This is a genomic window from Bradyrhizobium erythrophlei, from assembly GCF_900129505.1.
Lineage (GTDB): Bacteria > Pseudomonadota > Alphaproteobacteria > Rhizobiales > Xanthobacteraceae > Bradyrhizobium > Bradyrhizobium erythrophlei_D.
Window position 1 is genome coordinate 1,559,583 of record NZ_LT670818.1, and the last position, 13,390, is coordinate 1,572,972.

Here is a 13,390-nt window from a genome sequence, read left to right on the forward strand (position 1 = left end):
GCTCGACGGAAATCGTGAATTGGGGGCAATAGCAAAGAGGAGTTGAACATGAAGACAATATCCGTACTCGCGATGTTGTTTGCCGCAGCCGCCATGCCGGCGCTCGCCCAGGCCGCCGACATCGATTGGACGAAGGTTGATGCCGCGCTCGGAAAATCGGCGGTGGTGTCGGGCGACGTGCACCGCTACGGCCTGCCACGGTCCGATCTGAAGGTGACGCTCGATGGCGTCGCGATCAAACCGGCGCTGGCACTGGGCGGCTGGGTTGCATTCGCCCCGATGGGCGGCGAAGCCACGGTGATGGGTGACCTCGTGCTGCTCGATACCGAAATCACCCCTGTCATGACGAGCCTACTGGACGGCGGTCTCGACATCACGGCCATCCACAACCACATCCTTCGCGCATCACCCGCGACCTTCTACATGCATGTCGGAGGGCACGGCGATCCCGTGAAGATGGCAGCCGTCATCCGCTCCGCGCTGGCGGCGAGCGAGACGCCGTTCGACCCGCCGACCACGGGGGCCGCGCCGACACCCGCGATCGATCTCGATACCGCCAAGCTCGACGAAATCATGGGCGTCAAGGGCACCGCGGTCGGCGGCGTCTACCAGTTCGGTGTCCCGCGCCGCGATCCGTCCGTCGAGATGGGGATGAAGGTCACCGGACCCCTGGGCGGCGCCAACGCCATCAACTTTCAGCCGACCGGCAACGGCAAAGCCGCGATAACAGGCGATTTCCTGGTCACGGGGGATGAGGTCAACCCATTGATCCGGACCTTGCGCGCGAACGACATCGAAGTGACCGCGATCCACAGCCACATGCTGGATGAACAACCGCGAATGTTCTTCATTCACTTCTGGGCCAATGACGATGCCCTGAAGCTTGCGCGGGGCGTTCGCGCCGCGCTGGAGAAAACGGCGATCGCCAAGAGCTGAGCGTCACGTCCTGCGCCGCGCCAATGTTCTGGCATCACGATTCCTCAGGCGGTTTCGAGTGCCGGAACATTCCGAGCAGCGCCAAATCATAGGCGATCTTGAGGCATCCGCACACCACCAGCGGCAACGCCGAGAACGGCCCCGCGAGCATGAAGCCGGCAATCGCGGGGCTGATGGCAGAGGCCAGGCTGCGCGGTACCGCGGTCACGCTTGCCGCCGCGCTGCGTTCATCAGGCGTAACCACGGCCATGACATAGGACGATCGGGTCGGCACATCCATTTGCGACAGGGCCGCGCGGATCAGCAGGAGAACGAGGACGACCGTCAGGTTCGAGGAGAATGCGACCGCGATCAGGCAGAGGCTCGATGGAATGTGGGTGAACACCATGGTGTTGACGAGCCCGATGCGTTTGGCGAGCCATGCCGCAACCGGAAACGAGATCGCGCTCAGCAGGCTGGCGCAGAAGAAGAAGGCACTTGCCGCGCCGAGCGACAAATCGAACCGCTGGAAAAGCCACAGCACCAACAGCGACTGAACGACGAAGCCGCCGGCAAAGGCGTCCAGGCTGAACAGTGCCGCCAATTTGTAGACGATCCTGCGCGATGGCCCGAGCGCCGATTTCGGGCGAGTTGCCGCTCGCATGTGGTCCTGCGGCAGTCGGCTGTACAGGACGGCGGCGAACAGCCCGAGGAGCGCGTAACCGTAGAACATCAGGCGAAGTGCGTTGACTTCCGCAAGTCCCCTGGATGTCAGAAATTCCGGCACAGCCGCCGCGAGCGATCCAGCGGCCGCGGTCAGCGAGCCGATGAGGCTATATCTTGCAAAGACGCTGGTGCGATCCCGATCGTCCGTTTCCTGCGTCAATAGCGCGTGCTCAAGGGGGATGAGCATCCCGAGGTCGCCTGCCGAGGGATTGATGGTCCCGATGAATGCGACGAGCAGAACCGGCGCAATCGTCTCCGCCATCGGAAACACAAGCCCGGTTACGATGGCCAGGCCGGCGCCGGCCAGAAGAAGGTTCCTGAGGTCGTGGCGCGGCGCAACGAAGCCAACGAGCAGCGTAAGCGCGGCCGTTCCCAACAAGGACGCGCTGGCGACCATCCCGACCTGTTGCGGGGTGAACCCGACGGCCAAAAGGTAGGCCGGCAGGATAATGATGGCGAAGCCGTCGCCGAAGCCGCGGAGCGCCCGCGCGGCATACAGGTAGTGAACGTCTGACCGCGGCCTTGACGAAAGGAAGGCTGTCATCTGTCGGCGTGCCACATCGTCAGGCACATGCGAGTGGACCTGAGAGGATCTTCGCCGACTTGGTGCCTCGATAGGCCGATGTCGGCGAGGAGCCGGTCATCAAGTTCGCGAAGTTCTCGATACCGGCTACGGCGCTCAATCCAGGCGGCCATTCCGGACAGCCATGAGAGTGGAATTTGCCAGAACAATCCGAAGTCCGGAAAGGCCGGTGGAATCGTCTTGATATGTCGGATTGAAGTAGAATCCGTGCTGCCGCAAGGCATGTCTCACCTCCATGATGGAGCGAGACAACGCTTGGCCACGGAAGCTCATCGGGCGGTTGTCGATGGCCCGAGGAGGTATTTCTACCACACGGACTTTGACAGCTCAAGCGCAGGTCCGTTGTATTCAAGCGCGACTTGCCTCATACTTCTCTCGGGGACGTCGCAGCCTCCCCATCAAATGGTGATCCCATTCAAGCGCTGCTCGCCCTTGTTTTGGAGCGAGCCCATGGATGGATTACCTCTCGAACTTCCGATTTTTCTTGTCGCGACTGTTGCCGGAGCCCTGGTCGCGGGTCTTTCCGGCTTCGCCTTCGGCCTCGTTGCGGCATCAATTTGGCTCTATATCCTTACGCCGTTGCAGACCGCGTCCCTCATCATAGCCTTTGGCCTGCTCGTCCAAGGCTATTCGGTATGGAAGCTTCGTCATGCGCTTGATTGGAGAAAGCTGTGGCCGTTTCTCGTCGGCGCAGCGGTTGGCGTCCCTGTCGGCGTGACGTTATTGACATGGACGAATCCGCAGCATGCCAAAATCGGCGTTGGCGCTCTTCTCGTGTTGTACAGCCTGTACGCTCTGTTTCGTCCGGCCATAGAGCCGATCAAAAGCGGCGGTGCGGTGGCTGACGCTTGCGTGGGTTTTTTCAACGGCGCGATTGGTGGCATGACAGGCTTGGCCGGCATCCTCGTGACAGTCTGGTGCGGGTTGCGCGGATGGCCCAAGGATGTCCAGCGTACCGTCTTCCAGCCCGTCGCGGTCGCCGTCTTCGTCATGAGCGCTCTATGGCTTGGAGCAAAGGGAGCGGTAACAGCCGAGACCATCAAACTGTTTGTGATCGGGTTGCCGGCCTTGTTCGCCGGTATGTGGGCAGGCATGAAGCTCTACGGCCTGCTGAACGAAGCAAGCTTTCGGAAGGTCGTTCTCATCCTGCTGCTCGGCTCCGGGGCTATCCTGATCTTTTGAGAATTGCCGGCCGGGACCCTTCGGCGGCGTCAAGGTGCTGCCGGGCGGCCGCCGGCCTGACATCGACCCGCCGGCCGCGATCACCACTGGCAAGGCGCCCGCTATCCTGTAAGCTTGCCGCCGGACTGACTGGCCTCCCCGGCCGCCGGACCGCAACAAAAAACGCAAAGCTTGGAGGAATCCCATGTCTGCTCCCAGGAGCCGTGTCTCGCTCAATCGCCGCACGCTTCTGCGTGCGGGCGCCGGCATCGCCGGCATTCTCGCTACCGGCCGGGCTCCGGCCTTTGCACAAACCCAGCCGAAGAAACTCGTCTTCGCCCACATCAACGCCGTTCCGGAATCGGCCGCCGTCGCGTTCGACTGGATGGCGAAGGAATTGACCGCGCAGTCGAACGACGCGATCGAGATGCAGTTCTTCGGCAAGACCCTGATCCCGCAGGAGCTGGAGATCATGAACGCGGTCAAGTCTGGCAGCATCGCGATGGGCAGCCCGGCCGGCGCCGCCGCGACCGTGTTTCCTGAAATGGGCGCGCTGCTGGTGCCTTATCTGGTGAAGGATTATGCGTCCGCCTACGCCATGCTCAACGGGCAGATCGGCAACAATATCAGCAAGCAGATCGAAGACAATTACAAGCTCAAGGTGCTCTGCTATTTCGATTACGGCTTCCGCCATTTCTGGACGTCGAAGAAGCCGATCATCGAGCCGAAGGACCTGCGCGGCGCGAAAATCCGCGTACAGCAGGCCAAGATCTTCGGCGACACCATCAACGGACTCGGCGGCAGCGCCGTGCCGATGGCGTGGGGCGAGGTCATCACCGCCGCCAAGCAGGGCGTGATCGACGGCGGCGACTTGCCGGTCGTCAACATGAAGGCGCTGAAGATCTACGAAGTGTCGAAATATGCCTCCCTCACCTATCACAATTACGGCCCGACCAACGCGGTGATGAACCTCGAGATCTGGAACGGGCTTACGCCCGGGCAGCAGAAGCTGGTGATGGATCTGTCGCGCGCCGCTCAGGAGAAGATCCGCCAGGCCACCGAATCGGTCGACAATTTCGCCAAGGCCAAGGAGGAGCTGGAGCCACTCGGCATGACGGTGGTTGAAGCCAGGGTCGACGAATTCCGCAAGGTCGCGCAGGCCAAGATCTGGCCGGCCTATAAGAGCCAGTACGGCGCATTGTGGGACGACATCGAAGGCTTCAAGGCCTGAGTTTGAAAGCCGGGCCGAAGCCGTTCCCATATCGGCCTTCGGCCCACTCGCCCTTGCCATCCGTCGCCAGGATTCCATCGCGCATGCTGCGTATTCTCTCTGCCGTCCCGAAGATCACGGTCACGGCGCTGATCATCCTTGCCATCGTCAATCTCCTGGTCGGCGTGACCCTGCGCTATTTCGTCGGCGCCATCACCGACTGGCTCGACGTCGACCCGGTGCCGTTCACCTGGGTCGAGGAAGTCGGCGAATTGTCGCTGGCGTGGCTGACGCTGATCGGCGCCGCGATCGGCATTCAGTCGCGTTCGCACTTCACGCTGGCCGTGTTCGTGCATCGCCTGCCCGAGACCGCGCAGCTCTGGATCCACCGTTTCAATCACGCGCTGATCGCGGGCGTCGGCGCGCTCGTGGCATGGTATGGCTTTAAGCTTTGCCTGCTCAACCGCACGCTGATGACGCCGGGCCTCCAAATCAACCTCGCCTGGCTCTATGCCTCCGCCGCGGCCGGCGGCATCCTGATCGCCGTCTACGGGCTCGCGGTGATGATCTCACCGCTGCCGCAAGACGAACCCCAACACTGATCGGGATCATCCATGCTGCTCGCGATCGTCCTCGTCGTTTTCGCCGTGCTGGTGCTGCTCTCGATGCCGATCGTGTTTGCACTCGGCGTCGCCGGCATCGCGGGGCTTTTGATCGGCGGCTATCCGCTGCAACAATTGTCCTCGGCGCTGGTGTCGGGATCACAGAGCTGGGTGCTGCTGGCAATCCCCGCCTTCGTGTTTGCCGGCAATCTGATGGAGCGCTGCGGCATGAGCCACGCGCTGGTGGAGTTGGCGCGCGCGCTGATCGGATGGGTCAAGGGCGGGCTCGGCATGTCGGTAATCGTGGTCGCGTATTTCTTCTCCGACATCTGCGGATCGAAGATGGCGGAAGTCTCCGCGCTCGGCTCCGCGCTGATGCCGCCGCTAACAAAAGCCGGCTATGACCGGCGCGATTCGGCTTCCCTGATCGCGGCCGGCACCGCGATGGGCATGCTGGTGCCGCCGGCGATCTTCATGATCGTGATCGCGCAGGTCACCAATACTTCGGCGGTGGCTTTGTTCGTCGCCGGTTTCGTTCCGGCAGTGGTGATCATGCTGTGCCTGATGACAGTGGTCTATGTCCGCGCGCGCCAGAACGACTGGCCGGTCGATGCCAGGCCGAGCCTGAAACGCCTCGGCCACGCGGCGCTGCATGCGGCGGTGCCGATGGTGGTGCCGTTCGTGATCCTCGCCGGATTCATTCTCGGCATCATCACCGCGACCGAGGCCGGCGCTGTGGTCGCGGGCTATGCTTTCCTGGCCGCAAAGCTCTACTATCGCAACGTCTCGTGGCGCGAGATGGGCAAGATCGCCTATGACAGCGCGATCCTCACCGCGGCGGTGGTGTTCCTGCTCGCGATCGCCTCGGTCTATCAATATCTGATGGGCGTGAGCGGGGTGCCGCAATTGCTCGGCCAGGTGCTGGGGCCGCTGAAGACGCATCCATGGCTATTCCTGATCGGGACCGCCGCGATGAGCTGCCTGTTCGGCATGGTGCTGGAGGGCCTGCCCGCCGCGGTCGTGTTGATCCCCGTGGTGTTTCCGATCGCCGAGGCGATGGGCATCGACCCGATCCACTTCAACATCGTGCAGACGGCCGCCGTCGGCATCGGCCTGTTCATGCCGCCGATGGGGGTCGGGCTGTTGATGGCGCTACGCTTCGCCAACCTGAACGTCGGCCAGCACTTCCGGACCTATGTGCCGTACATGCTGGCCCTGTTTGCGGGGCTCTTGCTGATCATCTGCATCCCCCAGATCACCCTGACGCTGCCGAGGCTCGCAGGATTGATCAGGTAACGCGCACTCGCATCGCAAGAAAAAGCAAGACGCCGGCGAGCACGCGGCTCGCCGGCGCTGCATTCGTTACGGCCCGTACTTGGGGGCAGGCGTCTGGTTGAAGTCGTTCTCGTCGGCGACGCAGGTAAAGTTCGCCGCGATGCTGGTGCTGCCGCTCCCCGTGTACTTCGCGACCTTGGGGTAGACGCAGAGCGGCCGGGTCATCTGGACCGCGGGCGGGGTATCGTTGACGAACTTGGTGGCGACGAGCGACTCCGGCGCCACGCCGTTCTCGACCCAATTGACGAGCGGTGTCAGCGCATCGAACGTGTTGGGGCCCGGCCCGCCGGAGCAGTGGTACATCCCGGGCACCATATACAGCCGGGCGTAGCTCTGGGTCCGCTGCAGCGCCGGGTTGCCATTCGCGGTAAAGCTTGCCTGCTGCACCCCGTGGCTGTCGTTGCCTACCAGCGCGTTGAAGTAGTTGATGCTGCTCTGCGAGGGGATCAGCGGGTCGGCCCAGCCGTGATACATGATGAGCTTGCCGCCATGCTCCCGGAACTCGCCGAGATCGCTGCTGTTCGCATTCAGCACCGCGGCAAGCTGGTCATCGACCGTGTCGATGGCGTGGTGGAAGTCGAAATTCGCGAAATTGACCGCGCTCGCCGGATAACCGAAGCTTGGGCCGAACACCCAGTAGAACAGACCGTCGAACGCGGGCTCCGGGAGTTGCTCCTGGAACGCCAGGCCGAGCGCGAGTACGTCGTCGGTCTCGGTGCCGCGTGCGGGGCCCGGATTGATGACCTGCCCGTTCACCGGATCGATCGTGCCGGCGTAGTATTTTTGCATTGTCGTGACCTGGTCGGGCGTCAGGCATGCGGGCGGCACTTGACCGCCGGTGCACTGCAGCACCTTGGGATCGAAATGACAGTCGCGCGGATCGGTCAGGAACTGATCGGTGCTGGTGCCACCGTCGCGGCCGACGCACTGTTTGAGCACGGCCTGGTTGATCAGCGTCATCTGGCCGGGCTGAATGAGGCGGCCCGAGCTCGCATGGGTATCCTGCCACCCGTAAAGCCCCGCCATGTGCAGGTGCGTGCGGTTGAACGCCGGCGCGCCCGCCAGGATGCCGTCGTAGTCGTCAGGGAAGCGCTGCGCCTCCATCAGGGCGTTCTGGCCGCCGGTGGAGCATCCGGCGAAATAGGCCTTTTGCGCCTTCTGTCCGTAGAACGCGTTGGCGATCTCCTTGCCCCTCACGGTCATTCCGTGGATCGCGCGGTAGCCGAAATCCTTGATCCGCTCGGGATGCCCGAACAGGCCCGTCGACGGCGCCGCCGGATCGCCAAACGCAATTGCCAGGGGATTGCCCATATTGCCGTCTGAGCCGCAGTACAGCGGGTTGCATCCCGAGGACCCGGTGCCGAGATCGGTGTTGGTCGCGGCAAAGCCGGCCCTGAGGCCACTGGAGAGCTCAGCGTAGTTGATCACGCCCTGGAATCCACCGCCGCCCGTGCCGAGGAACCTGCCGTTCCATCCGCTTTCGGGCAGCCAGAGCTCGATCTTGATACTGGAATCCGAGCTGGGGGTCAGGGTCGCGGTGACCCGGCAGAAGGCCGGAAGGCCGGTGATCGGTGCGGAACCGGGGGCGACGAAGGTCCCGCTGGTGTTGTCCGTCGCCGAATTGATCGTCGTGTGCTGCAGTTGCAAGGATTGGAGATTGGTACACGGCGTCGCCATCGCAGGCGAACTGGCAATCGCGACAGCCGCAAACAGGCCCATGATCGCGCCGACGAGATAGAGTCGATGACGCATTATTCTGTCCTCCCCGATTGTTGTGGTTTTGTGGGATCGACAGGATAACCGAGGGATATGGCAGCCGCAATGTTGCGTGCAGTGCACACACACGTCAACTCAGGGATGACCGCAAGTGGCTCCACCCGGAGCCGCGCTGTCACAAGCGATCCTCCAAATGGCATCGGCCAGCACTTCCGCACCTAGGTGCTGAACATGCTGGCCCGGTTGCTTGGCTTTTGCCGATCATCTGCATCCCCGAGATCAGCCTGACGCTGCCAAGGATCGTCGGGTTGATCAGGTAGAGGCGAGGATAGCGATTACCTGTTGACGCCGCGCACATCACCGGTGGCGGCGTCGACATAGACCTCCATATAGCGGCCCTGGGTATCCCTGCCCTCGATCTCCCATTCATCGCCGAGAAAATTGGTATGGGAAACCGATACCAGGCCCAGATCAGCCGCTACATCAATGGCCGCCTGCATCGACATCAGACCACCGGTGTCATAGGCCATCGCCGGCGTTGCCATTCCAAGTGCTACGGCGGCGGCAACGGGCAAAATGTATTTTCGCATAGGTTACTCCTGATCAAGCCAGTTCCATTTGGTGTCACGCGCACCGGCGCAACATTGCCAAGAACCATTGCCGCTCCGAGGCGTTCCAAACAGGCGATCACGAAGCTGCGCAAATCCTGGGCAGCGCGCGGCCATTTGTTGGCCGCTTGCTGGCGAAAAAGCGATGAGAGTTTAGATCCCCGCGACCTGCTCCCACAGCTCCGACAGCTTGCGCTTGAACGAAGCCAGCCGCGTCAGGGGCGCGGCCTCTTCTTCCTCCTCAGGCAGGCGAAGACCGACCACATTGACCCGGCCGCCGGAGATGCTGCGTGCCACCAGCACGATGGAATCGAGTTCCAGCGTCGCGCCTTCCTTTGGCGCGTGATCGAGATGGACGTCGAAATAATCGGCGAGGGTAAGACTGGCGAATTCGGGGGCGGTGGCGATGGCGTAGGCGTTGGCGATGGCGCCGAGCGTGATCTCGCCGGAGACGACGAAATCACCGAGCAGATGCGGATCGGGCGCCGAGCTCGGCTGCATGTCGACAAAGAATCGATCCAGCGCCTCCGCCTTTTCCGGCGGCGCCAGCAGATAGATGTAATCGCCGGGCGCAATCGGATCAGCCTCGGCGGGAGAGAGAATACGCTGATCGCGAATCACCAGCGTCGGCTTCGACCAGGACGGGACGAGACCGCGCCGGAAGAACAGGCTTTTCGAACGCACGGAATAGCCGACCAGTTGCTGTTCGAGCTGGCCGGGCAGATCCAGCTCGACCCGTCGCGGCCCGCGATCGGCCCGCGGCAGCGCCACATGCAGCCGCCGCGCCGCAGCCGCCAGCGTCCAGCCCTGCAGCAAGAGCGAGATGATGACGACGACGAAGGCGACGTCGAAATAGAGATAGGCTTTGGAGAGCCCGACCAGCATCGGGATCGACGCCAGGAAGATCGCGACCGCGCCGCGCAACCCGGTCCAGGCGATGAACATCTTTTCCCGCCAGTTGAAGCGAAATGGCGCCAGACAGAGAAACACCGCGATCGGCCGCGCCACCAGCATCAGCACCAGCGCCACGATCACGGCGGGAACGATGCTCGCCAGCAGCCGCTGCGGCGACACCAGCAGCCCGAGCAGCACGAACATCACGATCTGCGCCAGCCAGGTCGCGGCATCGAGAAACGTCACCACCGAATTATGCGCCCGCGTCGGCCGGTTGCCGATGATGATGCCGGCGAGATAAACGGCGAGAAACCCGGAGGCATGCGCGATCTGCGCCCCGCCGAAAATCACCAGCGCCGCGGTCGCCACGAACGGCGCGTGCAGGCCCTGCGGCAGCGCCACGCGATTGAGCGCCAGCACCACCAGCCGGCCGCCGATGACGCCGACGATGGCCCCGAGCACGCCTTCGCGGCCAAGTTCCAGCGCCACATGCCATGCCGAGCTGTGGCCGACCGAAATCAGCTCCACCAGCATCAGCGTCAAAAACACCGCGAAGGGATCGTTGGTGCCGGATTCCGCTTCCAGCGTCGCGCCGACGCGAGGCCGCAACCGCAGGCCCTGCGCATGCACCAGCAGAAACACCGCCGCAGCATCGGTCGACGCCACCACAGCGCCGACCAGCAGCGCCTCGGTCCAGTTCAGGTCGAGCGCATATCGAGCGATCGGCGCGGTGATCATCGCGGTCAACAGCACCCCGATCGTCGCCAGCGCCATCGACGGCACCAGCACCGCGCGGATGCTCTGAAACCGGGTTCGCAGACCGCCGTCGAACAGGATCAGCGCCAGCGCCACCGAACCCACCAGATAGGTGGTACGCACGTCGTCGAACCGCAGCTGCCCGGGGCCGGAATCGCCGGCCAGCATGCCGATCAGGAGAAACACCAGAAGCAGCGGCGCGCCGAAGCGCAGCGCCAGCAGGCTCGACAGGATGCCCGCCATCACCAATGCTGCGCCGAGAAGAATGGCTATGCTGACGGAATCGAGTGACGCCATGGGCCTTCGCAAATCACCGCAAATACTTGCAATTGCATCCTTATCGTCGCCACACTTCGACGCCAACCCAATTCTGGCGCTAGCGACAATGTGCCCGGTTTTTCGGCCTTTCCTGTGTGGCCCGCGTGCCGAAGCGATGGCGTCGTAACCGCTCTTATGGGAATCTGCCGGACATTCGAATCACGTTTTTGCCAAATGAAGAACCTTGAGATGGAGAGTCCAGAGATGAGCTGCCTCCAGATGAGATTTTGCCGATGGACCTGAACGACGTCATCGATTTCCTGCATGCCGCGGCACGATCGGTCGGCGCGGAGGTCACATCGCCCTGGTTCTATCTGCAGTTCGGCCTGATACTGGCCGCGGCGGGCATTGCCTTCGCGGCCGATGCAGGAACCCGCGCGCGCGTCGACATGACCTCGTTCGCGATGGGCTGGCCGCTGCCTTTGCGGCACTTCGGCCGCGTGCTGGTCAGCAGCGCATCCACGGCGGTGTTTGCGGTCCTGGTGATCGCCGCGCGCGTCGCGATGTACCATTCGACCTGGCCGAGCCGGAGCTATCTCCTGGTGATGGCCGCCAAGCTCGCGCTCGCCTGGCTGGTGATCCGGCTCGTCACTTCGGTGATCCGCAACGCCTTCATCGTCAAGCTGGTGTCGCTGTCGGCGTGGATTGTCGCGGCGCTGAGCATCATCGGCCAGCTTGATCCGGCGATCAATGCGCTCGACTCGGTCTCGATCGTGCTCGGCGGATTGCGCCTGACGCCGCTGCTCTTGATCGAGTTCGGGGCGCTGCTGATCGCCGCGCTGTGGCTGACCAACATCGCCAGCAATTTCGCCGAAAGCCGGATCAACAGCTCGACCGACCTGACGCCATCGATCCAGGTGCTGCTGGTCAAGATGATCCGCATGGGGCTGATGGTGCTCGCGATCACCATCGCCATGGGCGCGGTCGGCATCAACCTCTCGGCGCTGGCGGTGTTCTCCGGCGCGGTCGGCGTCGGCATCGGTATCGGCCTGCAGAAGATCGTCGCCAATTTCATCTCGGGCATCATCCTGCTGGCTGACAAATCCGTAAAACCCGGCGATCTCGTCACCATCGGCGACAGTACCGGGCGCATCAGCGCGATGAAGACGCGCTATATCTCGGTCGCCGCCGGCGACGGCCGCGAATTCCTGATCCCGAACGAGGATCTGGTGACGCAAAAGGTCGTCAACTGGACCTACACCGACAAGAACACGCTGGTGAAAGTCAATTTCGGCACCAATTACGATGCCGATCCGAAGCTGGTCTGCACGCTCGCCGCCGACATCGCGGCAAGCGCCAAGCGCGCCATCAAGGGCAAAACGCCGACCTGCATCCTGACCGAATTCGCCGAGGCCGGGATGAAGTTTTCCCTGACCTTCTGGATCGCCGACCCCGACGGCATGGACAATGTGAAAAGCGACGTGATGCTGGCGCTGTGGGAGACCTTCAAACGCGAGGGCATCCGGGTGCCCTATCCGGTACGCGAAATCCGCATCCGCGGCGGGGCGCTGCCGGTGGAAACCACGGTCGAGGTTTCGAACTGACGCGAAAGGCGCCCCCGCTGGCACCAAATCCGCCGGTTCCCTGGGCGAGCGACAACCATTTCGCGACCTAGGCTTGTCTTGCTACTCCCCGTCGCGATCATTAAATTGGGTGCACAGATCACCCCTTTTCCCGGCAAAGCACCATGAGCTACATCGAAGCGTCCGACACCTCCTTGCGCAAGACCGGGCAGATCAAGCTGCATGGGCCGAGCGGTTTCGCCGGCATGCGCAAGGCCGGCGCGCTGGTGGCAAAGTGCCTCGACGAGCTGACCGATCTGGTCAAGCCGGGACTGCCAACTTCAGCGCTCGACGAATTCGTCCGCGAATTCGCCTTCAGCCACGGCGCCTACCCCGCAACGCTGATGTATCGCGGCTACCGCTATTCGACCTGCACCTCGATCAACCACGTGGTCTGTCACGGCATGCCCGGGGACCGGGCGCTGAAGGAAGGCGACATCGTCAATATCGACGTCACCTTCATCGTTGACGGCTGGTACGGCGATTCCAGCCGGATGTATGCGGTCGGCCCGATTGCACGCAAGGCCGAACGGCTGATCGAGGTCACCTATGAGGCCATGATGCGCGGTATCGCGGCCGTGAGGCCCGGCGCCACCACCGGCGACATCGGCCATGCCATCCAGAGCTTCGTCGAGCCGCAGGGCATGAGCGTGGTGCGCGACTTCTGTGGCCATGGTCTGGGGCGCATGTTCCACGACGAGCCGAACATCATCCATATCGGCCGGCCCGGCGAAGGCGTGGTGCTCAAGCCCGGCATGTTCTTCACCATCGAGCCGATGATCAATCTCGGCAAGCCGCACGTCAAAATCCTGTCGGACGGCTGGACCGCGGTGACGCGCGATCGCTCGCTGTCGGCGCAGTTCGAGCATTCGGTCGGCGTGAACGCGACCGGCGTCGAGATCTTTACCCTCTCGCAGCGCCACGGCGAGAAGCCGCCGGCTGTGGCGTAACAGGCGGATTATTTATTGGCTTCACAAGAAACCGTCATACCCCGCCACCGGGTC

General features: G+C 63.0%; 12 protein-coding genes. 7 read left to right on the forward strand and 5 right to left on the reverse strand.

Features of this window, described 5'->3' with window-relative positions; translation table 11 throughout:
• Positions 1–48 precede the first annotated feature (48 nt).
• Positions 49–936, forward strand: a complete 888-nt coding sequence (locus tag B5525_RS07300; RefSeq protein WP_079565400.1) for a DUF1259 domain-containing protein — start codon at positions 49–51, stop codon at positions 934–936.
• Between the two features lie 34 nt (positions 937–970).
• On the opposite strand, the gene B5525_RS07305 is transcribed toward B5525_RS07300, so the two are convergent.
• Complete coding sequence (locus B5525_RS07305; RefSeq protein WP_079565401.1) at positions 971–2,185, reverse strand: MFS transporter; 1,215 nt, start codon at positions 2,183–2,185, stop codon at positions 971–973.
• Positions 2,182–2,448 (reverse strand): DUF1127 domain-containing protein, encoded by a 267-nt coding sequence (locus B5525_RS47475; protein ID WP_079565402.1) that lies wholly within the window; start codon positions 2,446–2,448, stop codon positions 2,182–2,184. The genes B5525_RS07305 and B5525_RS47475 overlap by 4 nt, the downstream gene beginning before the upstream one ends.
• A 226-nt stretch (positions 2,449–2,674) precedes the next feature.
• On the opposite strand from B5525_RS47475, the gene B5525_RS07315 reads away from it, so the two are divergent.
• The 4 genes from B5525_RS07315 to B5525_RS07330 all read left to right on the forward strand — a co-directional run bounded on the left by B5525_RS07315 (position 2,675) and on the right by B5525_RS07330 (position 6,493).
• Positions 2,675–3,406, forward strand: a complete 732-nt coding sequence (locus tag B5525_RS07315) for a sulfite exporter TauE/SafE family protein (protein ID WP_079565403.1) — start codon at positions 2,675–2,677, stop codon at positions 3,404–3,406.
• Positions 3,407–3,590: 184 nt separating this feature from the next.
• On the forward strand, positions 3,591–4,616 hold the full coding sequence (locus B5525_RS07320; RefSeq protein WP_079565404.1) for a TRAP transporter substrate-binding protein: 1,026 nt from the start codon (positions 3,591–3,593) through the stop codon (positions 4,614–4,616).
• 83 nt (positions 4,617–4,699) lie between these two features.
• Positions 4,700–5,197, forward strand: coding sequence for a TRAP transporter small permease (locus tag B5525_RS07325; RefSeq protein WP_079565405.1), 498 nt, complete (start codon positions 4,700–4,702; stop codon positions 5,195–5,197).
• 12 nt (positions 5,198–5,209) lie between these two features.
• Positions 5,210–6,493, forward strand: a complete 1,284-nt coding sequence (locus tag B5525_RS07330; protein ID WP_079565406.1) for a TRAP transporter large permease — start codon at positions 5,210–5,212, stop codon at positions 6,491–6,493.
• Positions 6,494–6,559: 66 nt separating this feature from the next.
• Here the strand turns inward: B5525_RS07330 and B5525_RS07335 are convergent, their stop codons facing one another.
• The 3 genes from B5525_RS07335 to B5525_RS07345 form a co-directional block, all read right to left on the reverse strand.
• The gene (locus tag B5525_RS07335; RefSeq protein WP_172899829.1) at positions 6,560–8,251 is read right to left on the reverse strand and encodes a tannase/feruloyl esterase family alpha/beta hydrolase; all 1,692 of its coding nucleotides are present in this window, start codon (positions 8,249–8,251) and stop codon (positions 6,560–6,562) included.
• A gap of 332 nt (positions 8,252–8,583) precedes the next feature.
• Complete coding sequence (locus B5525_RS07340) at positions 8,584–8,838, reverse strand: PepSY domain-containing protein (RefSeq protein WP_079565408.1); 255 nt, start codon at positions 8,836–8,838, stop codon at positions 8,584–8,586.
• Positions 8,839–9,009: 171 nt separating this feature from the next.
• On the reverse strand, positions 9,010–10,803 hold the full coding sequence (locus B5525_RS07345; protein WP_079565409.1) for a potassium/proton antiporter: 1,794 nt from the start codon (positions 10,801–10,803) through the stop codon (positions 9,010–9,012).
• 248 nt (positions 10,804–11,051) lie between these two features.
• Here B5525_RS07345 and B5525_RS07350 point away from each other — a divergent pair, with 248 nt between their 5' ends.
• Together B5525_RS07350 and map are read left to right on the forward strand one after the other, a co-directional pair.
• On the forward strand, positions 11,052–12,368 hold the full coding sequence (locus B5525_RS07350) for a mechanosensitive ion channel family protein (RefSeq protein ID WP_244567845.1): 1,317 nt from the start codon (positions 11,052–11,054) through the stop codon (positions 12,366–12,368).
• 143 nt (positions 12,369–12,511) lie between these two features.
• Complete coding sequence (map, locus tag B5525_RS07355; protein WP_079565411.1) at positions 12,512–13,336, forward strand: type I methionyl aminopeptidase; 825 nt, start codon at positions 12,512–12,514, stop codon at positions 13,334–13,336.
• Positions 13,337–13,390: the final 54 nt, after the last annotated feature.